Annotated in this window: 15 protein-coding genes; 6 read left to right on the top strand and 9 right to left on the bottom strand. The window is 59.4% G+C overall.

Features of this window, described 5'->3' with window-relative positions:
- Positions 1 to 24 precede the first annotated feature (24 nt).
- Positions 25 to 1,101, top strand: a complete 1,077-nt coding sequence (locus FMN52_RS08850) for an efflux RND transporter periplasmic adaptor subunit (RefSeq protein WP_240339438.1) — start codon at positions 25 to 27, stop codon at positions 1,099 to 1,101.
- Positions 1,101 to 4,262, top strand: coding sequence for an efflux RND transporter permease subunit (locus tag FMN52_RS08845; protein ID WP_148608301.1), 3,162 nt, complete (start codon positions 1,101 to 1,103; stop codon positions 4,260 to 4,262). Before FMN52_RS08850 ends, FMN52_RS08845 begins: the two co-directional genes overlap by 1 nt.
- Here FMN52_RS08845 and nirD read toward each other — a convergent pair.
- The 3 genes from nirD to FMN52_RS08830 all read right to left on the bottom strand — a co-directional run bounded on the left by nirD (position 4,248) and on the right by FMN52_RS08830 (position 8,568).
- Positions 4,248 to 4,616: a nitrite reductase small subunit NirD gene (gene nirD / locus FMN52_RS08840; protein WP_148608300.1), complete on the bottom strand. Its 369-nt coding sequence runs from the start codon at positions 4,614 to 4,616 to the stop codon at positions 4,248 to 4,250. The genes FMN52_RS08845 and nirD overlap by 15 nt on opposite strands.
- A gap of 186 nt (positions 4,617 to 4,802) precedes the next feature.
- Positions 4,803 to 7,310, bottom strand: a complete 2,508-nt coding sequence (gene nirB, locus FMN52_RS08835) for a nitrite reductase large subunit NirB (protein WP_148608299.1) — start codon at positions 7,308 to 7,310, stop codon at positions 4,803 to 4,805.
- A gap of 25 nt (positions 7,311 to 7,335) precedes the next feature.
- On the bottom strand, positions 7,336 to 8,568 hold the full coding sequence (locus FMN52_RS08830) for an FAD-dependent oxidoreductase (RefSeq protein ID WP_162851863.1): 1,233 nt from the start codon (positions 8,566 to 8,568) through the stop codon (positions 7,336 to 7,338).
- A gap of 360 nt (positions 8,569 to 8,928) precedes the next feature.
- Here FMN52_RS08830 and FMN52_RS08825 point away from each other — a divergent pair, with 360 nt between their 5' ends.
- Positions 8,929 to 10,224 (top strand): nitrate- and nitrite sensing domain-containing protein, encoded by a 1,296-nt coding sequence (locus FMN52_RS08825; protein ID WP_148608298.1) that lies wholly within the window; start codon positions 8,929 to 8,931, stop codon positions 10,222 to 10,224.
- 10 nt (positions 10,225 to 10,234) lie between these two features.
- Here the strand turns inward: FMN52_RS08825 and FMN52_RS08820 are convergent, their stop codons facing one another.
- Genes FMN52_RS08820 through FMN52_RS08810 form a run of 3 tightly spaced genes read right to left on the bottom strand, consistent with a single transcriptional unit; the run spans position 10,235 to position 13,540 of the window.
- Entirely contained in the window at positions 10,235 to 11,101 is an 867-nt protein-coding gene (locus tag FMN52_RS08820; RefSeq protein ID WP_148608297.1) for an ABC transporter ATP-binding protein, read from the bottom strand.
- Between the two features lie 21 nt (positions 11,102 to 11,122).
- Positions 11,123 to 12,130: an ABC transporter permease gene (locus tag FMN52_RS08815; RefSeq protein ID WP_148608296.1), complete on the bottom strand. Its 1,008-nt coding sequence runs from the start codon at positions 12,128 to 12,130 to the stop codon at positions 11,123 to 11,125.
- A 27-nt stretch (positions 12,131 to 12,157) separates the two neighbouring features.
- Positions 12,158 to 13,540 (bottom strand): CmpA/NrtA family ABC transporter substrate-binding protein, encoded by a 1,383-nt coding sequence (locus tag FMN52_RS08810; RefSeq protein ID WP_148608295.1) that lies wholly within the window; start codon positions 13,538 to 13,540, stop codon positions 12,158 to 12,160.
- Between the two features lie 502 nt (positions 13,541 to 14,042).
- Here FMN52_RS08810 and FMN52_RS08805 point away from each other — a divergent pair.
- Positions 14,043 to 16,688, top strand: a complete 2,646-nt coding sequence (locus FMN52_RS08805; protein ID WP_148608294.1) for a nitrate reductase — start codon at positions 14,043 to 14,045, stop codon at positions 16,686 to 16,688.
- On the opposite strand, the gene FMN52_RS08800 is transcribed toward FMN52_RS08805, so the two are convergent.
- On the bottom strand, positions 16,672 to 17,337 hold the full coding sequence (locus FMN52_RS08800) for a hypothetical protein (RefSeq protein WP_148609705.1): 666 nt from the start codon (positions 17,335 to 17,337) through the stop codon (positions 16,672 to 16,674). The two genes, FMN52_RS08805 and FMN52_RS08800, sit on opposite strands and share 17 nt — an antisense overlap.
- Positions 17,338 to 17,588: 251 nt before the next feature.
- Between FMN52_RS08800 and FMN52_RS08795 the strand changes: the two genes are divergently transcribed.
- Both FMN52_RS08795 and FMN52_RS08790 read left to right on the top strand, forming a co-directional pair.
- Positions 17,589 to 18,209: a type IV toxin-antitoxin system AbiEi family antitoxin domain-containing protein gene (locus FMN52_RS08795; RefSeq protein ID WP_240339437.1), complete on the top strand. Its 621-nt coding sequence runs from the start codon at positions 17,589 to 17,591 to the stop codon at positions 18,207 to 18,209.
- A gap of 47 nt (positions 18,210 to 18,256) precedes the next feature.
- Positions 18,257 to 19,156: a nucleotidyl transferase AbiEii/AbiGii toxin family protein gene (locus FMN52_RS08790; protein WP_148608293.1), complete on the top strand. Its 900-nt coding sequence runs from the start codon at positions 18,257 to 18,259 to the stop codon at positions 19,154 to 19,156.
- A 55-nt stretch (positions 19,157 to 19,211) separates the two neighbouring features.
- Here the strand turns inward: FMN52_RS08790 and FMN52_RS08785 are convergent, their stop codons facing one another.
- On the bottom strand, positions 19,212 to 19,730 hold the full coding sequence (locus FMN52_RS08785) for an Hcp family type VI secretion system effector (protein ID WP_148608292.1): 519 nt from the start codon (positions 19,728 to 19,730) through the stop codon (positions 19,212 to 19,214).
- Between the two features lie 216 nt (positions 19,731 to 19,946).
- Positions 19,947 to 21,671 carry a bifunctional protein-serine/threonine kinase/phosphatase gene (locus FMN52_RS08780; protein ID WP_148608291.1) on the bottom strand — a complete coding sequence of 575 codons (1,725 nt, stop codon included), beginning with the start codon at positions 21,669 to 21,671 and terminating at the stop codon, positions 19,947 to 19,949.
- Between the last annotated feature and the right edge of the window lie 49 nt (positions 21,672 to 21,720).

The raw sequence follows: 21,720 nt of genomic DNA, 5'->3' as shown, positions 1-21,720 counted from the left end.
GAAACGAATTTTGGAGATAAGGACGTGGCTACCCCCATGAAGAGCCTGCAGGGTGTTGTTCTGTTTGTGAGCGGCCTGTTTTCCGTAGTCACTGCTGCCCAGGACCTGCCGGGTGTCCAATTGGAAACTGTCGCCTCCGAAAATATTATTCAGGAAGTGACCCTGAACGGTACCGTCAACGCCCTAAGGGTATCTGGCATTTCGGCGTCGGTTGCCGGCTTGCTGGAGGTGGTTCAGGTGGAAACCGGCGATCGCGTTTCCCGGGGCGATGTGCTGATTGAGCTTGATGATGAAATGGTCACCTGGGAGCTTGCGGCGGCGAGGGCCGAGTCGGACGAGGCCCGTAGCCGCCTGGAGGAAGCCGAGCGTCGACTGCGCGAAGCCAGGTCTGTTGGTGCAGGCCGTAACATCGCGGCCACGGAAGTCAGTGCCCGGGAAAGTGAAGTCGTCGCGAGCGAAGCGGCCGCTGCTCGCCTGGAAGCCGCCCGCCGAAAGGTGGAGGTCCGGGTCGGGCGACACCGAGTGATCGCCCCCTTCGACGGTGTGGTCAGCCAGCGCTCGCGGGATCTCGGCGAATGGGTAACCCCGGGCGACCAGCTGCTGACTCTGGTCGATACCGACAACCTGCGTCTCGATTTCCAGGTACCCCAGTCCTTCTACAAACGCATCGACGACAACAGCCGGCTGTTGGTTCGGGACGGCCAGGAACTGAGCAGGGCAGCCATTGATGTCCTGGTACCGGTCAACGATCCCCAGTCCAGAACCTTTCTGCTACGCGCCATAAAGCCGGACACCGTTAAACTGCTTCCGGGCATGGCGGCACAGGCTGTCTTGCGGGTGACGACCGGCGAAAGGGGACTGACAGTCTCCAGGGATGCCATCAACCGCTACCCCGAGGGGCGCACCACTGTGTGGATTGCCGAACCCGGGGATGAAGATACCTGGACTGTCAGCGAGAAGCGGGTGCGACTCGGCACCGGCTTTGAGGGCCGGGTAGAGGTCACCAGTGGTCTTGAAGCGGACCAGAACGTGGTGGTCCGTGGTAATGAGTCCCTGAGCGAGGGCATCAGCGTTCGCATCGCGGAACGGGAGAGCCGCTGATGTTTGCCGGCATTATTCGCCATGGCACCCTGGTCACTGTCATTGCACTGATAGTTGCGATCCTGGGGACCGCGGCGGCGTTGCGGATTCCGGTCCAGATGATTCCGGATCTGGAGGTGCGGACGGTCACTGTCGAGACCAGCTGGCCTGGCGCCACGCCCCAGGACATCGAGAAAGACATACTGATCGAGCAAGAACGGTTCCTCCGCAATGTCCCCAATCTGAGCCGGATGTCCTCGACGGCCTCCAGCGGCGCGGCCGAAATTGAACTGGAATTCCCGTTCGGGGTGGACATTACCGAGACCCTGATCCAGATCAATAATGCCCTGAGCCAGGTTTCTGACTACCCGGGAAACGTGGATGAGCCGCGTATTGTGGCGGCGTCTTTCTCCTCCAATGCGTTCATGTATTTCCGGATTTCAACACTGGAGGGCAATCCCCGGGAGCTGGACATCGAGTTGATGCGCGATTTTATCGAGGATCGCGTTCGGCCAAGGATGGAGAGCGTGCCGGGTGTCTCCGAGGTCACTGTCGGCGGCGGCGCCGACCGGCAGATGCAGATCATCGTGGATGAAGCCGCCCTGGCCCAGCGGGGCCTGAGCTTGCTGGATCTGCGTAATGCTATCGTGGCCCGCAATCGGGACATATCCGGTGGCGAGATTGATTCCGGCAAGCGCCGTTACCTGCTCCGAACCGTGGGGCGCTTTGATGATGTTGAGTCCCTGGAGCAGCTGGTGGTGAGGCGGCAGGGAGACAGTGTGGTGCGCCTCGGCGAGGTCGCACAGGTGCGTCAGGGCCACTCCCGCATCCGGGAACTGTCCGTGGTCAATGGCCAACGGGTGATTGGCCTGCAGGTTCGCCGCGAGAGCGGATCCAATGTAATTGATATCAAGCACGCCATGATGGACGAGGTGGCGGCAATTAATCGGGAGGTGCTGGAGCCGGCGGGCATGAGGCTGGGCCTGACCGCAGACGATGCCCGGTATGTGGAAGCCTCGGTTGCCAATGTCTGGACCAATCTGGGGATCGGTGCCGCCTTCGCAACCCTGGTGATGTTTCTGTTTCTGAGGTCTGGCCGGGCCACGTTTGCCGGCGTGGTGGGCATTCCCCTGTGCGCCATTGCGGCGTTTATCGGCTTATTGATCACCGGCCGCACCATCAACGTGATTTCCCTGGCCGGTATTGCCTTTGCCATCGGTATGACGGTCGACAACAGCATCGTGGTGCTGGAGAACATCGAGAGACACCGGCGGCTGGGCCTGGACCGTTTCGAATCCGCCCTCAAGGGGGTGCGCGAAGTCTGGCCAGCGGTGCTGGCTTCCACCACCACGACCATCCTGGTGTTCCTGCCGATTTTGTTCATTGAAGAAGAGGCGGGCCAACTTTATTCCGACGTGGCGATCGCCATCTCCGCCGCCATCCTTGCCTCGATGCTGGTGGCAATCACCATCATACCGACCCTCTGTGCCCGGCTGGATTTCGGTCGCCGGGGCGTCACCACCGATGAATACGGCAACGATACCTCGGGCCGTTGGAGTCGGGCTGCGATGGGGACGGTGCATTGGTTGGTGAATGGCACGGTGCGCCGGGTACTGGTCATGGCTGCAACTGTTGGCTTCAGCCTCTGGGTGATTTTCGTGTTGACCCCGCCTGCGGAATACCTGCCGGAGGGTGAGGAACCCAAGACCTTTGCGGCCATGTCCGCGCCGCCCGGTTATAACCTGCAAGAGATGGGAGCCATTGCCCGACAGGTGGAAGACTACTTCCTGCCGCACGTGAACGCCGACGGACAGGCCTATGCCGCCGGCGAAACCAGCGTGCCGCCCATGGCTTATCTCAATATGCAGGTGACGCCAACCAGGATCAGGATCATCGCCGAGACCCTGAATCCGAGGCATATCGAGGCCCTGATGGACGAGATCACCCGGTTCTATGAACAGTTCCCGGGTATGCGCGCCTTCGCCGCCAAAGGTTCCATCATCTCCAGCAATGACGGCGGCACCCGGAGTATCAACCTGGACATCTCCGGCCCGGATCTGGTCTCTGTTTACAGCGCTGCCAATGCCGCTTACCAACGGGCCGAGGAAATCTTCAACAATCCCCGTATCCAGAGCCAACCTTCCACGCTGTCCCTGGCGCAGCCGCTGATTCAGATCATGCCTGACTGGGATCGTGCGGCGGAACTCGGCCTTGGCGCCGAAGGCATTGGTTTTACCGTGGCCTCCCTGACCGAGGGCAGCTATGTCGACGATTTCTTCCTCGATGACGAGAAGATCGATATCTACGTCTACGGCAGCGAAGGTCGTAACCCGTCACTGGACAGCCTGCCAGATGTCATGGTGCATACGCCCCAGGGCGCGACCCTGCCTCTTTCCAGCCTGGCCACCATCGAGGAAACCGTGGATACCAGTACGGTCCGACGGGTAGACGGTCGCCGCACGGTGACTCTGAATGTGATTCCCCCGGACGATGTGCCGCTCGAAGCTGGCGTGGAGAGGGTGCGCACGGAACTGTTGCAGTTCATGCGGGACAGCGGCGCGTTGCCCGCGAATGTGAACGTGGATATCTCCGGCGCCAGCGACCAGCTGAATGCCACCCGGGAGGCACTGACCGGCAATTTCATCATTGCGATTGCCATTGTCTACCTGCTGCTGGTGGCCATCTTCGCGCACTGGGGATTCCCCCTGCTGATCATGACCGCCATACCGCTTGGCGTGGCCGGTGGCATCGTGGGCCTGGCCCTGATGAACCTGGTCGGTGGCCTGCTGCCCATGATCGGCCTCCAGCCATTGCGACAGCCCTTCGACATGATCACCATGCTGGGCTTTTTGATTCTGATGGGAACGGTGGTGAACAACCCGATCCTGGTGGTGGATCAGGCCCGGCAGAACCTGCGCCAGAAAGGCGTTACCGTGGTGCAAGCCGTCACCGGCGCCGTCCAGACCCGCCTGCGACCCATTGCCATGACCACCCTGACCACCATCTGCGGCCTCTCGCCCCTGGTGTTCCTGCCCGGCGAAGGCACCGAGCTCTATCGGGGTGTAGGCGCCATCGTCCTCTTTGGACTTCTGGGGGCAGCGATCGTAACGGTGACCTTCCTGCCGTCACTGACCATTTTTGTTCTTGGCTGGCGGGAGCGTTGGCGGTCAGGCGGCGACTGATTCTCGCTGGTTGGCCCGAACTTCCAGCCGGATCTGATTGCCGTCCAGCAGCACCGGATAGGTTTTCACCCGCACGGTATCGTCTTCCAGACAGACACCCGTACGCAGACTGAAATGCTGCTTGTACAACGGAGACGCCACCACCGGCTCCCCTTTCAGATCCCCGGTAATACCCCGGGCCAGCACATTCGAGCCGCTGAAAGGATCTGTGTGACTGATGGCAAACAACGCCGGCAGCCGATGCGGCAGATAAAACACCGCCACCGGCCCTTCTTCGGTCCACACCGCAATGCCCGATTCCGGCACCAGGTCTTCTACTGTGCAAACGGCTTCCCAACGAGTGCGTGGTTTCATTGTGTTTCTCCTATTCCTTCTGCGTTTATTTCAACTGTGCGTTACAAGCGATACCACGGAAGCTTGGTGAGCGAGGTGGTATGGGGGTGCTTTTCTGTCGGGAAAAAGATGTCTGAGCGAAGCGAGTCGTTTTTCCCAGAAGAAAAGCACCCCCATGGCGCCTTGCTCTTCACCAGAACCTAAAGGCTACGCAGACTCCAAAACAGGCCGACGCTGCCCCCGCTCAACCGTCCACTCCTGCACCGGATCGCTCTGCGAAGGCGCATTAACAAACTCCCGGAACCGCTTCCGCTTCTCCGGATCCTCGACGGCCGTTTTCCACTCGCACTGGTAAGTCCCAACGATCCCCTCCATGTGCTCCTCCAGCTCTGCACCAATCCCCAGACTGTCTTCAAGCACCACCTGCTTCAGATACTCCAGACCACCCTCCAGGTTTTCCATCCAGACACTGGTGCGCTGCAGCCGGTCAGCGGTGCGCACATAGAACATCACTACCCGGTCGATGGTGCGGATCAGTTCTTCGTCAGACAGGTCCGTGGCGAACAGATCGGCGTGGCGGGGCCGCATGCCGCCGTTACCGCAGACGTACAGGTTCCAGCCGTTTTCCGTGGCAATCACGCCAAAGTCCTTGCTCTGGGCTTCGGCGCATTCGCGGGTGCAGCCCGAGACCGCCATCTTGACCTTGTGAGGCGCCCGCAGGCCCTTGTAACGGTCCTCCAGGCGGATTGCCATGCCCACGCTGTCCTGGACGCCGTAGCGGCACCAGGTGCTGCCAACGCAGGACTTCACAGTACGCAGTGACTTGCCGTAGGCGTGCCCGGTCTCGAAACCGGCGGCGATCAGCTTTTCCCAGATCTCCGGCAGCTGGCTCAGAGTGGCGCCGAACAGGTCCACCCGTTGGCCGCCGGTGATCTTGGTGTACAGATCGTATTCCTTGGCCACCTCACCTAGGACAATCAGCTTGTCCGGGGTGATCTCGCCACCGGGGATACGCGGCACGATGGAATAGGTGCCGTTCTTCTGCATGTTGGCCATGAAGGTGTCGTTGGTGTCCTGCAGCGGCACGTGATCCGTGGCCAGGATGTGCTCGTTCCAGCAGGTAGCCAGAATCGAGGCCACCGCCGGTTTGCAGATATCGCAACCGTGGCCCTTGCCATGCTGGCTGATCAGTGTGCGGAAGGTGCGTATGCCGTTCACCTTCACCAGATGGAAAAGCTCCTGGCGGCTGTACGGGAAGTGCTCGCACAGGTCCTTGCTGACTTCCACGCCGCGCTTTTCCAGCTCGCTGTCCACCACGTTCTTGAGCAGGGCGGTGCAGCCGCCGCAGCCGGTGCTGGCCTTGGTTTCGGCCTTGACGCTCCCCAGGTCGCCACAGCCGGCGTCGATGGCGCCGCAGATATCGCCCTTGGTGACGTTGTGGCAGGAGCAGATGGAGGCGGTTTCCGGCAGGGCATCGGGGCCCAGGGCCGGTGCGCCGCCCTCGCTTTCCGGCAGGATCAGGGTTTCCGGATTCTCCGGCAGCGTGATGCCATTGAGGGCGTATTGCAGCAGGGTATCGTAGTGGCTGTTGTCGCCTACCAGAATGGCACCCAGCAGGGTCTTACCGTCTTCACTGATGACCATGCGGCGGTAGTGGCCGGCCTGCTCATCGTTAAAGCGGATGTTTCGGGCGCCCGGGGTCTGGGCGTGAGCGTCGCCGATGGAACCGACATCCACGCCCAGCAATTTGAGCTTGGTGCTCATGTCAGCACCGGTGAAGGCGGTCTCGCGATCGCCATTCAGCGCGGCAGCCAGTGTGCGGGCCATGGTGTAGCCGGGTGCTACCAGGCCGAAGATCTTCTGTTCCCAGAGCGCGCACTCGCCAATGGCGTGCACATGCGGGTCCGAGGTGGTGCAGTGGTTGTCGATCACGATGCCGCCGCGCTCGCCGATGTCCAGTCCGCTGGCCCGGGCCAGGGCATCCTGGGGGCGAATGCCGGCGGAGAAGACGATCAGGTCCGTCTCAAGGAAAGACTGGTCGCTGAAATTCATGCGCAGGCGGGCATCCTCGCCCTCTGTAATGGCGGTGGTGGCCTTCTCGGTGTGCACCTGAACCCCCAGCTCCTCGATCTTGTGGCGCAGCAGGGCGCCGCCATCGGAGTCGAGCTGCACAGGCATCAGCCGGGGTGCAAATTCAACCACATGGGCTTCCAGTCCGAGGCTCTTCAGCGCATTGGCCGCCTCAAGGCCCAGCAGGCCACCGCCGACTACCACGCCGCTGCGTGCGCCTTCCGAGCTGGTGCGAATGGCATCCAGATCATCCAGCGTACGATACACCAGGCAGTGGGGGCGATCATTGCCCTGAATCGGCGGTACAAAAGGGTAGGAGCCGGTAGCCAGGACCAGTTCGTCGTACCGGTAACTGCCCCGGGGGGTTTCCAGGGTTCTATTCTCGCGGTCGATGCCGGTCACCTGTTCATTCAGATGCAGCTGAATGCCCTGTTCGGTGTACCACTCCAGCGTACCCATAGCGAGATCTTCGTGGGTGGAACCGCCGAAGTACTCCGACAGGTGGACCCGGTCATAGGCAAGCTGTTTTTCCTCGCCGAACACAATAATCTCGAATTCGGCAGCAGCCGGGCTGGCGCAGAATTGTTCCAGGAAGTGATGGCCGACCATGCCGTTGCCAATCACGATCAGGGTTTTCTTGCTCATGGGTATGTCCTCTTTCCAGAGCGGCTCAGGCTGCCGCTTCGCAGTAGTTCTTGCCGAATGCAATGAAGTCCCGGTACCGGGAGATGTCGTCCTGCAGCAGGATGCGCTGGCTGTACCAGGGGCCGTCCTGGGTATCGCCCATCAGTACGGCGCCGGTTAGCCGCTGATTTCGGATCAGCAGTCGGCAATAGTGATTCTGTTCGTGGTCCTGCCAGACTACGGATTCGGTGTCCCCGTCGGGGCTGATCTGGCCGCAGGAAAAAATCGGAACGCCGCTGATCTTCAGACGGGTCGGCGTATCCACCGGCCGGTACTCGGCCCTGGGAGCTGTTCCACCGAGCACGCCTGCAAGCACCTCGGCCTGCTGATACCCGGGTTCCACCAGCCCGAAGGTGGTGTTTCCCAGCTGACAGCACTCACCCAGCGCAAAGATTGCCGGGTCGCTGGTGCGAAGCTGTTCGTTCACCAGAATGCCACGATCGCATTCAAGGCCTGCGGTCCTGGCAAGCTCGGCAGCGGGAACGATACCGGTGGCGAACAGCACCAGATCCGTGCTGATCAGGGTTTCGTCATCCAGTTGTACTGCCCGGACCATGGATCGTCCGAGCAGTGCTTTGGGAGCGGTTCCGGTGCGTACGTTTACGCCCCGTTCTTCCATGTGCTGTTGCAGCAGCTGACCGCCGACCCTGTCCAGCTGTCGGTTCAGAAGATGGTTGCTGCGATGCAACAGGGTGACGGCCATGCCTCGTTGGCGGAGGCCTTCAGCGGCTTCCAGGCCAAGAAAGCCTCCACCGACGACTACTGCCCGGCGATGCCGCGCAGCGGATTCAATCAGCGTTCTTGTGTCTTGCAGGTCCCGGAAGGTCACAACACCTGGAAGATCGTCACCCGGTAGCCCTGGTTTTGCAGGCCGTGACCCGGTAGCCAGTACCAGGTGGGTATAGGTCTGAACCCGACCGGTTCTGGTGGTCACCGTCTGATCTACCCGATTGATGGCGACCACGGACTCTCCGTTCCACACTTCAATGCCGTTGTCCCGAAACCACTCGTCCTGCTGCAGTGCCAGGGAGGTTTCGTCGGTTTCACCGGCGAGTAGCAGTGAGAGTTGTATCCGGTTGTAGGCAGGGGTTGTTTCGCCGTTGAAGACAATGACGCGGGTAAACGGCCTGACTCGTGCACGGCATAAAGCTTCCAGCAGGCGTTGCGAAACCATGCCGTGCCCGCAGATCACCAGTGTCGATTCAGTCTGTCCTGTCATTTTGCTCCAACCCGTACTTTTTTCGACCAAACAAAAAAAGCCGGAGCATCTATTCCCTAGGGGAAATCGATGGTCCGGCGCCAATGCCAACAACAATGATCTGATGGTCCGGCCTGATCCTTGGCCGGGACGTTCGTCCTTACTATCTGCTAAGCGATCTTCGTGCCAGTTCTTTGAGTGCTTTAAAATCAATTGGTTATGTTTTTTTTGGCCTGTTCCCACCTGGAAAGACACGCCAAAGCTGCCCTGCGACGGGGCGGATTGCACGATTTTGGGCCAGATGCGGTGGCGCGGTAATTGCTGCGGACTGGTCTGACCTTGATTGTTGCATTCGAGGCTATCGTGCCTCCGGAGTCTGTTATGAACACCAAACGTGCCGCCGCCCATAAATCGCCGTCAGCGGGCGACTACCTGATTGCCTCGAAAAGCTGCGAGTTGATGAATCTCCAGTACTTCCTGCAGATGGGCAAGCTGGTCCAGTGCATCAGCAACCTGGTGCATGCACTGCAGTGTGAGCGGGGTGCGTCTAACGTATTCCTTGGCTCTTCGGGTGAGAAGTTTGCCCGGGAGCGGAAAACGATGGTTTCGGCATCTGATCGGCTCCGGGGAGAGTTTGATCAGGCGCTGGCGGAAATTCATCAGGAGCTGACCGCGCACCCGGTCAGCAGCCACCTGCTCAACCAGTTGGCGAGCGCCCTTCATGGCCTTGAAGGACTGCCCGAGGTGCGGCGCTGTGTGGTCGCCCGGAAAATAACAGCGGCATCTGCCACCGAGGAATACAGCAACCTGATCCACAACCTGATTGCGGTGGTGTTTGAAGCCGCAGACACCGCTGTGGACCCCACTATAGCCGGACTTCTGGTGGCCATGGTGCACCTGATGAATGGCAAGGAATTCTGCGGTCAGGAGCGCGCTGTGGGGTCGGCAGGCTTTTCCAGTGGCCGGTTTGATCGTGCACTGTCTGAGCGCATGGCGCACCTGATTGAGGCGCAGGAGCGCTGTTTCGAGGTGTTTACCAGCTTTGCCGATAAGGGGTCCCTGGAGCTTTGGGAAAAGTTGCGTGACGACCCTCGCGAGGCTGACATCGAAAAGCTTCGCCAGCGTGGCACGGCCATCGGCCGTTATAAAAACCTCGACCCCGCCCTGGCGGATGAATGGTTCAGGCTGATGTCAGAGCGGATGGATGAACTCAAAACGGTAGAGGACTCAGTGGAGGGCTGTTTTCACGCTCGTTGCACTGAGCGGTTTGCCGATGCCAGGAACTCACTGGCCCACCAGGAAACCCTGATTACCTCTCTGGACGCCCATGAACCGGCTTGTCAGCCTATGCTGGTACTGTGCGATTCCGGAAATGAGCAACAGTCCGGTGATGCCTGGGCCAGCGATGGCATTGGGCAACAGTTTGGCCGTTCAATCTTCGATCTGGTTCAGGAACAGACCAGGCGCCTGCAACAGATGACCGATGAGTTGCAGAGTGCCAGGGAAGCGTTGGAAGATCGGAAAACCCAGGAAAAGGCTGTGCTGCTGCTGATGGAACATCGCAAAATCAGCAATGACGAAGCTCATCGTGTATTACGGAAACTGGCCATGGACCAGGGCCGCAAACTGCCCGAGGTAGCCCGGGCCCTGGTGTCGATGGCGGATGTGCTGAAGTGATTGGGGTATCTCAAGCCCTGGCGGCCCGAGACTCCGACTGCTCCTGCTCAGGGGTCTCGGGTTTTCCCGAACGACGCGGCGAAATGTGCTCCAGCTTGCGCTGTTTCTCGTACAGGAATCGCAATACTTCCTGCCGGTAGTGCACGTACTCCGGATTATCTGCCAGAGTCACCCGGTTGCGGGGTCGAGGCAGATCAATGTAGAGATCCTCTCCCACAGTAGCCTCAGGCCCGTTGGTCATCATGATGATCCGGTCAGACAGCAATACAGCTTCGTCCACATCGTGAGTAATCATGATCACGGTGTTGTTCAGCTCCTGCTGAATTTCCATCAATGAGTCCTGCAGGTGGGCCCGCGTCAGTGCATCCAGAGCACCGAATGGTTCGTCCATCAGCAGAACACTGGGTTTCATGGCCAGGGCTCGGGCAATCCCCACCCGCTGGGCCATGCCCCCCGATACTTCACCTGGCCGCTTGTCCGCTGCATGGGCCATATTCACCAGCTCAAGATTGTGGTGGATCCAGTCGCGTCGTTCCTGTTTGTTCATCGATTTACGAAACACCTGTTGTACCGCCAATTCCACGTTCTCATACACCGTTAACCAGGGCATCAACGCGTGGTTCTGGAACACCACTGCCCGCTCCGGCCCTGGCGAATTCACCTCGTGGCCATTCAGCACACAGCCGCCCTTCGTGGCCTGTAGCAAGCCCGCCACGATGTTAAGGACCGTGGACTTGCCACAACCTGAGTGGCCAATGAGGGAAACAAACTCGCCCTTTTGTATTTTCAGATTGATGTTGTCCAGGGCAACAAACGGCCCTTTTGGCGTATCGAACGCCATTTCGACGCCGGTCAGCTCCAAATGTGTTTTACTCATGGCAATCTCCAATCCAGACAATTATTCATTCCAGGCAACTTTGCGTTGTATCAAAAGCATCATCCGATCCAGCACAAACCCGATAAATCCGATGGCCAGAACCGCCACCATGATCCGGCTCAGGGACTCACTGCTGCCGTTCTGGAACTCGTCCCAGACAAACTTGCCCAGCCCCGGGCTCTGGGCCAGCATCTCGGCCGCGATCAGCACCATCCAGGCAATACCCAGTGACACACGCAAGCCGGTGAAGATCATCGGGACCGAGGAAGGCAAGACCACCTTGCGGACATGGGTCCAGAACGACAGGCGCAACACCCGGGAGACATTTAGCAGGTCAGGATTGACGGCGGCGACACCGACACTGGTGTTGATCAATGTGGGCCAGAGACTGCACAGGGTGACCGTGATCATGGAGGTCAGGAACGACTTCTCGAACATCGGGTCATCGCTCACATAGGTGGCTGAGACCACCATAGTCACCAGAGGCAGCCAGGCCAGTGGTGAAACAGGTTTGAAAACCTGGATGAGCGGGTTCACCGCCGCCTGGAAGTGCTGGTTCAGACCAACCACGATGCCCAGCGGAACCGCGATGGCCGTGGCTACCATGAATCCGGCCAGAACCGTAACCAGGCTGGTTATGATCTGGTCTGGAAAGGTGGGCGCGCCGGGGTAGTTGCGGATCTTCACCTCCGCCTGCGGATTGTCCGCCAGTATCCGGGCGTTGCGTTCCTCCTGCATGGCGATGAACTTGTCCGCCCGCTCGCGCTGGTTGGCGTGCTCCTGCCAGAGTTGACCCGCTTGTTCCCAGACCTGTGCCGGGCCCGGAAAGCTGCCCAGTGAGGTATCCACCTGTGGTGCAGCCAGATGCCAGAAACCGACGAACACCAGAATGCCTAACAAAGGCAGCAGCATCTGGCGCGCGTTGGCGGCGAGCTGACTGGGTGTCAGCGACTCACCGAGGGACTTGAGTCTCTGGCCCAGCCAGCGCGGTGGCTGGGAGGTGTTTGTGGCCGAAGTAATCGTAGTCATGGTTATCAAACCTCCTTGCAAACCCGGTTACGGGGTTTGCGTACCTTTCAGGCCGATGTCGAAACTGTCGATATAGGCGTTGGGTGTTCGGGGGGTGAAGGCGACACCGTCAATCAGCTCACCCTGTTGCGGGCGCTGAAAGTTCTCGGCATCGAAGTCCGGAAAATCCGAGGCCTTCAGCGTGCCGTCCGCAATTAGTGACCGGGCAGCCTGCTCATAAATGTCGGCGCGGTAGACTCGGGCTGCGGTTTCCATGTACCAGTCGTCCGGTTTGGCCTCAGGGATCTGGCCCCAGCGGCGCATTTGGGTGAGATACCAGATGGCATCGGATGGATATGGGTAGGTGGCGTGATACCGGAAAAACACGTTGAAATCCGGAACCTCACGGATGTCGCCTTTTTCATACTCGAAAGTGCCGGTCATGGAGTTCGCAATCACTGCCTCATCGGCACCCACATAGCTGGAGCGCGCAAGGATTTTCACGGCCTCGTCCCGGTTGGCATTGTTGTTCTTATCGAGCCAGTGGGCGGCGCGAATCATCGCGCGAAGCAGGCGCAGGTGTGTGTTGGGGTAGTCTTCGGCCCACTGACGGGTCACGCCAAAGACCTTCTCCGGGTTGTTCGGCCAGATTTCATAATCGGTGATGACGGGAACGCCAATGCCCATGAAAACCGCCTGCTGGTTCCAGGGCTCGCCCACGCAGTAGCCCTGTATAGTGCCCGCTTCCATAGTGGCCGGCATTTGCGGCGGCGGAGTCACCGAGAGGTGTACGTCTGCTTCCAGAGTGCCACTGGTGTCGCCGCGCTGGGGCGCGTAGTAGCCGGGGTTCAATCCGCCGGCAGCAAGCCAATAGCGGAGCTCGTAGTTATGGGTAGAGACCGGAAACACCATCCCCATGCGGAACCGTTCGCCTCGATCCCGGGCCGCTTCTACCACCGGAAGAAGGGCGCTGGCGCTGATCGGGTGTTTGGGCTTGCCTTCGGTATTTGCAGGGATGTGCTGGCTCATGGTGTCCCAAACGTCATTGGAGACGGTAATACCATTACCGTTCAGGTCCATGCTGAAGGCCGTGATGATATCGGCTCGGGTTCCGTAACCAATGGAGGCGCCGAGGGGCTGGCCAGCGAGCATATGGGCGCCATCCAGTTCTCCGGTGATGACCCGGTCCAGAAGTACTTTCCAATTCGCTTGTGCTTCAAGTTCCACGAACAGGCCCTCGTCCATAAAGAAGCCCTGCTCCCAGGCAACTGCCAGCGGTGCCATGTCTGTGAGCTTGATAAAGCCGAGTTTCAGGTCCGGCTTTTCGGCCGGACCAATCTCCGCCTGAGCCACCGTGCTGACTGTCCAGAAGGTGGCCGTTAGCAGAATTCGAGCGAGCCAGCGGGCGGTACTTCGTGTGAGCGTGTACATGGATATACCTCATTCTGTTTGGCCCAAACGCAAAAACGCCTGCTCTCCGTTGCCGGAAAGCAGGCGCCTGTGCCTGGGGATCAGTTTTCTGTTGAGTCGTAACGCGCGTCTCTGTTTTACGGTCCTGCACGGGCCGTGCCATATCTGACGGCCATTATAAAACAACAGGTTAGACGGGTTCCGGGAATGAGGGGCGGGGCAAGACGGTGAGTGGCCGTCTGGTTTTAGTGCGTAGACGGCCAATTTTGCACCAATTTGATACCGGATTTGATGACTGGCCTGGAGCCCTGGCGAACAGATGCGGGAATTAATGCCTCCGGAGCCGCTATATACGGCACCTTGAAGAGGCCAGAGTCGCTCTCGATCGGAGTGGCCCTGTTATTGCAGCCGGTTCTACGACTATTCAAGACAACCTGATTCTATTGGCAAAGAAGCCCGCCCCTGATGCTCCTCCACGGCATCCGGATTGGCGGGCTTTTTTTATGAAACGCGAGGAGGTGCTGTGACTGGTACCGACAAGAGACCGGCGACGGTTCAAACCACCTGCCCATACTGTGGTGTGGGTTGTGGAGTGAACGCGACCCCATCTTCCACGGCGCCGGATGAGACTCATCCGGCGAACCTGGGTCGCCTGTGTGTGAAGGGTTCTGCCCTGCACGAAACGCTGACCCACGATGGTCGACTGCTGAAGCCTGTTGTTAATGGACGTGAAAGTACCTGGCCTCAGGCAGTCACGGAAGTGGCCCGGCGGATTCGTGAATCGGTGGCTCTTAATGGGCCCGGGTCTGTGGCCTTCTATCTTTCCGGTCAGTTATTGACGGAAGACTATTATGTGGCCAACAAGCTGGCCAAGGGCTTCATCCGCACGCCCAACGTGGATACCAACTCCCGCCTGTGCATGTCTTCCGCCGTCGCTGCCCATAAACGAGCCTTTGGCGGGGACCTCGTTCCCGGTTGTTATGAGGATCTGGAACTGGCCAATCTGTTGGTTCTGGCGGGCAGTAATGCCGCCTGGGCGCATCCGGTGCTCTACCAGAGAATGCAGGCTTCGGCGCGGCCTGGTCGTCGTGTGGTGGTGATAGATCCCCGCAAGACCGCAACCAGCGACCTGGCGGATTTGCACCTGGCCATCCGTCCCGGGACTGATACGGTACTGTTCAACGGTCTGCTGGTCTGGCTGGCGGACCAGCAGGCTGTTGATCATGGCTATCTGGCGGACCATTGTGAGGGTTTCGACGCCAGCCTCAGCGCTGCCAGATCAGCGGCACCGTCACCTGGAGCGGTGGCCCGGATCTGTGAGCTGCCGGTTGTCGATGTTGTTACCTTCTTCCGCTGGTTCGCGGAGGAACAGCGCACCGTGACAGCCTTCTCCCAGGGCATCAACCAATCCTCTGCGGGCACCGACAAGGGTAACGCTATTATCAACTGCCATCTGGCCACTGGTCGGGTGGGCAAACCCGGCGCCAGCCCTTTCTCCCTGACTGGCCAACCCAACGCCATGGGTGGCCGGGAAGTCGGCGGGCTGGCCAATACCCTCGCTGCTCATATGGATTACGACAGCCCGAGCGCCAGGGACCGGGTGGCGCGCTTTTGGGGCAGTGGCGCTGTGGCAGAGGGGCCGGGCATGAAAGCCGTTGACCTGTTCGACGCCGTCGAGCGCGGCGAGATCAAGGTGTTGTGGATCATGGCCACCAATCCGGCGGTCAGTTTGCCGGAAACCCACCGTATCAGTCGGGCCCTGGACCTGTGCCCAACTGTCATTGTTTCCGACTGCGTTAAAGACACAGACACGGCCAGCCATGCCGATATCCTTCTGCCAGCAGCGGGCTGGGGTGAGAAAGACGGTACGGTCACCAATTCCGAACGCTGTATTTCCCGCCAGCGCCGCTTCCTGCCGTTACCCGGAGAGGCCCGGCCGGACTGGTGGATTATCAGTGAGGTGGCTCGTGCCCTGGGACACCAGACGGGCTTTGACTATAAGGCGCCCGCGGACATTTTCCGAGAACATGCCCGGTTGTCGGGCTTCGAGAACGCCGGTCAACGTTGGTTTGATATTTCCGGGCTGGCAGAGTTGGGCAATGACCAATATGAGGCGCTTGAACCTGTGCAATGGCCGGTTTCCGAAACGGCATCGGATTCGAGGCGCCTGTTTACCAATGGCCGGTTTGCCACTAGCGACGGGCGCGCCCGTTTGGTCCCTATTGCCTGTCGACTACCGGCCACTAACCGGAACGAAGCGTTTCCGTTGATCGTGAATACCGGTCGTATCCGGGACCAGTGGCACACCATGACTCGTACAGGACGGTCCAACCGGTTGCTGGCCCATCGCCCCGAGCCGTTCATCGAGGTGCATCCTGAGGATATTCGGGCGCTTTCGCTCACGCCCGGGGCATTGGCGACACTGAAAAGCGCCCATGGACACTTTGTCGGGCGGGTGCGCAGTGCACCTGAGCAGCGGCGAGGCGAAGTTTTTGTGCCGATTCACTGGAACGACCAGTTTACCGGGCAGGGTCTTGCTACCGCGCTGACCGAAAGCGTTGTTGATCCGCACTCCGGCCAACCGGAGGCCAAGTATGGTCGAGCTGCTCTGAAACACTGGCCGGCGGCCTGGTATGGGCGTTTGCTGGTTCGTCGGAACCGCCCGAAACGATGGAGAGCAGACTACTGGTCCCGTCAGACTCTGTCCGATTGCGATAGCTGGATTGTCGCTGGGCAGTCCAGCGTGGACTGGAAAACTGCCGTGCCTGACTGGCTGGGCGGCCAGCCGCAATTGGTTATGGAGGATGTCCGCGAAGGCCGTTTCCGGGCGGCGCGGTTGCGCAATGGTCAGGTGGAGGCGGTATTGATGGTGGATCGTGACCCGGACGCCTTGCCATCGGTGGACTGGCTTGTCAGTCGCTTCAGCCAGCCAGAACTCGACGAGGCAAGCCGTCGCGGCCTGCTGGCGGCAAAGGCCGTGGATGGCGATGATGCCGGCAACCTGGTTTGCAGCTGCTTTCAGGTCGGGGACCGGCAAATACAACAGGCAATCCTGGGCGGGGCCAACAGCGTGGATGCCTTGGGCAAGGAGCTGCACTGCGGTACCAACTGTGGTTCCTGTGTACCGGAGATCCGGAGTCTCCTGGTTGCCACTACCGAGGCGGTGTAAGCGGGCTTAGCATCTGTACCGGCACCCGGTAGCGCACACCCCTTGAGGGCCCGATGCCATCCACGGTGCAGGTCTTTCGATTGACCCGAATGATTTGCCCCTGCAGTTCCCGTCGGCCGGCACCGAAGCGCACGGTATCGCCCACTTGCCAGTGGGCCAACTGCTGCCTTGTGTCCACAGGCTCAAAGGGTGTATCCGGTAGTGTCAGGCTCTGTTCGCTGGCCTGCTCTGCCAGGGCCTTACGGGTGGTTTGCGCGGCACCGCTTTCGTGCAACTCATCCAGAATGGTGTAGAAGTGACGGTTGTGTACAGAACCCCGATACCGCTGCCCGGCACTTTGCTGCAAGAGATGGGCAAACTCATGGCAGCAGGTGTGTGCCAGCAGATTCAGGGTGCTCAGTTCCCCGCCAAAGTAACCGCGTTTCCGGATCTCCCGGCCAGACAGCCAGCCGCTCGCCGTCTCCGGCTGGTGCTTGGCGGCAATCATGCGGGCACCGTAGGTGATCAGATGTTGTCGGTCTCGGGAATCGTAACGGTGGTAGGTGGCCTGGCCTGAGCCAACTCGGCAATGCAGGACGCTGCCCGGATTGCGTTCCCGGACCCACTGCTCCGCCGGTTGCCATAGCCACTCCCGGGTGACGGCGCACATGAGCTCGCCGAGGCTGATGGCGGTCTGGGTTGGTAGGGGCGTTTTCTGCAAACTTGGGTACCTGGCCACTTCACGGATGCGTAAGAATAGACAAGCTTAACGTTCGAATTTACGGTTTGCTATGGTCTGGCTCGGCAATATTATGCGGTGGTACAGATTATCGACCTTGGGAAAGGTCCAGCGAAGCCGATACTTGAATGATCTATGCCATTCAGACAAACTGTCACCATATATAAATAAGTGGTGACGATTTGTCTGACCCCGACTCCGCCCGATCTTCCAGGGCACAACTCCAAACCATGTTCCGTCAACGCGGCGGCCAGCTCCGCCTGACAGAAGCGCTGGCTCGAGGCTTTAGCCGGTACCAGTTCTATCAGCTTCGGGACGAGGGGCTGATTGAGCCGGTCAGCCGTGGTCTTTACCGGCTGGCGGACCTGCCCTCAATAGAGAACCCGGATCTGGTGGCTGCCGTTACCCGTTTCCCCAATGCAGTGCTTTGCCTGATTTCCGCGCTGGACTGGCACGGCATTACTACGCAGATTCCGCATCAGGTGCATCTGGCAGTGGAGCGAGGTGCCCGCCTGCCGGTGCTGGATTATCCGCCGGTGGCCGGGTACCGATTCTCCGGACAGGCCTTCAATGCAGGCATTGAGCAGGTCGACGTAGATGGCATTACTCTGAACGTCTACAACCCGGAGAAAACCCTGGCGGACTGTTTCAAGTTCCGGAACCGCATCGGCATGGATGTGGTTCTGGAGGCGTTGGATCTATACCGCACCCGCAAAAACTTCCGTCCAGGCAAACTGATGGAATATGCCAGAATCTGCAGGGTCGCCAATGTCATGGCACCCTACTTGGAAGCCAAGCTGTGAACAGAATCATCCTGGCGATGGAATTAAAAGAGTGAAAGGAGATCACGGTGGCACAAAACACTGCTGCGTCCGTTCGGCAGAGATTGCTGAATAAGTCCCGGGAAGAAAAGCGCCGCTTTGATGAACTGCTGCAGTATTTCGCCATGGAGCGGTTTCTTTACCGGTTGAGTCAGTCGCCCCATAACCGCTGCTTTACCCTCAAAGGTGCGCTGATGCTCTGGGCAATGCAGGGGCCGAACAGCAGACCGACACGGGATATCGATATGTCGGGCCAGACGAGCAATGATCCAGAGGCCATTCTTGCCCAGGTGGGCGAGATTATTGCGACTGAGGTGCCGGATGATGGCTTGCGATTTGATCCGGATACCCTGAAGGCGGAGACCATTACCGAAGACGCAGACTATCAGGGGCTAAGGGTGACCTTCAGCGGTTTTCTCGACAACGCCAGGATTCCAATGCAACTGGATATTGGCTTTGGCGATTCTGTATTTCCGTTCCCATCCTGGCTGGAGTTCCCGGGCTTGCTGGATTTTCCAACTGCACGGATTAAGTGCTACACCCCGGAATCCTCGATTGCTGAGAAGTTCCAGGCTATGGTCAACCTTGGCGAACTGAACAGCCGGATGAAGGACTTTTACGATATCTGGCTGCTTTCGCGTCAGCACGAGTTCCGGTTGGAAAATCTCGAGGGGGCGGTTGAGGGCACCTTCCGGAAGCGTGGGACAGAAATCCCTGAAACCAATCCCTTTTCTGCCGCTTTTATGGACAGCAAGCAACCACAGTGGCGCGCTTTCCGTAAACGCCTTGGCCAAGAACATGTGCCAGAGGCTTTTTCGGAGGTAGTAGAGGCGGTGGTTGAGTTCCTCAGCCCTTTGATGCTGAGCAGAGACGTGGACGCGCCCAGGGAAATTTGGCACCCACCCGGTCCATGGACTCTCCAAAGCTGATGCTCCGAGGACCCTCTGGTCTCCGGAGCATCTATTCCGCTCACTGCGGATTGACTTACGCCTCGATCGGCGAACGCCAGTCGTCAGCACCGGAAGTACCGGCAACGGCGTGCTCCCAGGTTACCTTGCGGTAGGACACGGAAACCGTCACCAACTGGGTGAAATCAGCGTTGCCGGCGTCCTGGCAGTGGGGCATGTTGCAGTTGATGTCGATGATGGTGGCATCTTCGAGGATGGTGGAGAAGAAGTGCTCCTGCTTGCCCTCAACAGAGGTGCGGTACCACTTCAGCTCGACCTTGGGCAGCATCTCGCCGGAGGCCAGGGCGTTGTACATCAGCGGGGTGGCCTTGTTCAGGGCGGAGGTGAACTTGAAAGGCTTGTGGACGCGCTGGCCGGACGGCTGACCGGACTGGGGGTCCGTCGGTACGGTAACGACATGGCTGAATTCCTGAACCAGCACTTCGTCTTCGTGACCTTCCACGTAGATGTTGCCGACGGAATCGGAAGTGAATGCGCCGGCAGTGATGTTGCCCTGGGTTTGGCCTTCGATACTGATATAACAAGGAGTTGGCATAGTCTGCTCCATGACTTGTGAATGAATGTTGTCCGCGGAGTGTTCCCTGGACGCGGACTTTCATTACAAAGCCTGTGCCAATAGTGGTAATAGTCTTTAAAACAGTAAGTTATTTGTTTTCGGGGGTGACGCTTGGGTAGGCCCAGGCAATCCCGCGCCTTGACGCCAGGCGAAGGATTGCTTGCGAGGCAAAATTTCGCTTGGGCAATACCGAATTCAGCCCAGGGCGAGGGCTGCCAGCAATGCCAGAAGCAGTAAACCGGAAACGCCCTGCCAGAAGGCAACCGGATATCGCTCAATCAGTGGCGGCCGATGACGCTTATGCCAGTCGACAGGCGGGTGGCGAAGGTTGTACAGGTATTCCGAGAGTGCCGGGTAGCGCCGGTGGGCCTGAGGATGAACCGCTTTTTCGATGGCATCATCGACCCAGCCGGGCAGATTCTCCCGGAACTGCCGTGCGGGCTGATAGTTCAGGCCACGAAGCTGGTTCCGACTGTGGATTTTAGGTACTTCCGGGCCGTAGGGGAGCTGGCCGGTGAGCAACTGATAGGTAATCACTCCCAGGGAAAACTGGTCCGATAACCAGCTCCCTGGCTCTCCGAGAAAGGTCTCCGGGGCACTGTAAAGAGCCGCTCCCCGTGGGGCGCCTTCCTGGCTATTGTCAGGTTCCTCCAGCCCGGCCACCCGGGTGGCACCGAAATCGATCAGGGTGACAGTGCCGTGGGCATCCACGAGCACGTTTTCCGGTTTCAGATCCTGGTGCACCATTTCAAGCCGATGGAATGCCCGCAAACCTTTACCAATCTGCTCGACGAGATTGCGTACAGTTTCGAGCGCCGGTGTCGGGTTATCCAGCATCCATTGCCGCAAGGTACAGCCGTCCACAAACTCTGTGGTCTGGTATAGAAAGCTGGGGTGTCGGTCTGATTGGAACGGTCTTGCCACATGGGCGCTGCTGATTCGCCGGGCAATCCAATGCTCGGTGGAAAACTGTTCCAGATAAACCGCATCGTGCCGCTGTTCCAGTGATGGCATCTTCAGCACCACCCGGGTTCCGGTTTCCTCATCCACGGCCAGGTAGACGTGGCTGCGGCTGCTGGCGTGAATCTGTCTCAGAATTCGGTAGCCATCCAGACGTTGCCCCGGCTGCAGTTCCGGCGCAAACGGTAGCCCGGCCAGCTCATGGAACAACTCGCTGCTTTCCCGCGCTGTGGGCACTGAGTCGACCCGGATGATCTGGGCCGTCAGGTTGTCACTGCTACCCCGTTCGAGGGCTGCGGCTGCCAGCTGGCGGGCGGCCCCGTCCAGGTCATCGGACGATTCCCGAACGATGCGGGCCATGGTTCGCTCGTCCAGGTGCTCATGGATGCCATCGGTGGTCAACAGGAATGTGTCGCCGGGTTGTATCGGCAGGCTTTGATAATCGATATCCAATTGGTCTCCGATGCCCATGGCACGGGTCAGGCAACTGTCTTCCCGGGAGAGCCAGAGCCGATGATCGGTACTGAGCTGTTCAAGCTGCCCGGAGTGGACTCGGTAGATGCGGGCATCGCCAATATGAAACAGGTGCGCCGTGGCCGACCTGAGCACCATTACGCTCAGGGTACAGACATAGCCCCGGTCGCGGTCATAGCGGTATTGGCTTTGCCGGGTCTGGGCGTGGAGCCAGGCATTGGTTGCCCTTAGCACCTGTTGGGCGGACTGTTTGACTGACCAGCTCTCCGGGGTGGAAAAGTAGTCGCTGAGAAAACCGGCGACGGCCGACTCGCTGGCAATCTGGCTGACGTTACTGGAGCTGATGCCGTCAGCGATGGCAACGGCGATACCCTTGGTAACCAGCTGATTGCCCGTGGGAACCAACAAACCGTGGAAGTCCTGGTTCACTGGCTTTGCGCCAGCGTCAGAGTACTGGCCGGCGGAGATGGAAAGGGGCGTGGTCATTGAGAAGAGCCGTTTCCTCGATAAAGGAAAAAGCAACTCCGGCGGGTGC

Origin of the sequence: Marinobacter sp. BW6 (assembly GCF_008107725.1) — a bacterium.
Classification (GTDB): domain Bacteria; phylum Pseudomonadota; class Gammaproteobacteria; order Pseudomonadales; family Oleiphilaceae; genus Marinobacter.
The sequence above is the reverse complement of the archived record's forward strand: the minus strand, read 5'-3'. Positions and strand labels throughout refer to the sequence as shown.

Coding starts and splice junctions, on each gene's coding strand:
- FMN52_RS08845 (WP_148608301.1), top strand. CDS start 1,101: ATGTTTGCCGGCATTATTCGCCATGGCACCCTGGTCACTGTCATTGCA.
- FMN52_RS08815 (WP_148608296.1), bottom strand. CDS start 12,130: ATGACTACGATTACTTCGGCCACAAACACCTCCCAGCCACCGCGCTGG.
- nirD (WP_148608300.1), bottom strand. CDS start 4,616: ATGAAACCACGCACTCGTTGGGAAGCCGTTTGCACAGTAGAAGACCTG.
- FMN52_RS08785 (WP_148608292.1), bottom strand. CDS start 19,730: ATGCCAACTCCTTGTTATATCAGTATCGAAGGCCAAACCCAGGGCAAC.
- FMN52_RS08800 (WP_148609705.1), bottom strand. CDS start 17,337: ATGTGCGCCGTCACCCGGGAGTGGCTATGGCAACCGGCGGAGCAGTGG.
- FMN52_RS08830 (WP_162851863.1), bottom strand. CDS start 8,568: ATGACAGGACAGACTGAATCGACACTGGTGATCTGCGGGCACGGCATG.
- FMN52_RS08820 (WP_148608297.1), bottom strand. CDS start 11,101: ATGAGTAAAACACATTTGGAGCTGACCGGCGTCGAAATGGCGTTCGAT.
- FMN52_RS08825 (WP_148608298.1), top strand. CDS start 8,929: ATGAACACCAAACGTGCCGCCGCCCATAAATCGCCGTCAGCGGGCGAC.
- FMN52_RS08780 (WP_148608291.1), bottom strand. CDS start 21,671: ATGACCACGCCCCTTTCCATCTCCGCCGGCCAGTACTCTGACGCTGGC.
- nirB (WP_148608299.1), bottom strand. CDS start 7,310: ATGAGCAAGAAAACCCTGATCGTGATTGGCAACGGCATGGTCGGCCAT.
- FMN52_RS08810 (WP_148608295.1), bottom strand. CDS start 13,540: ATGTACACGCTCACACGAAGTACCGCCCGCTGGCTCGCTCGAATTCTG.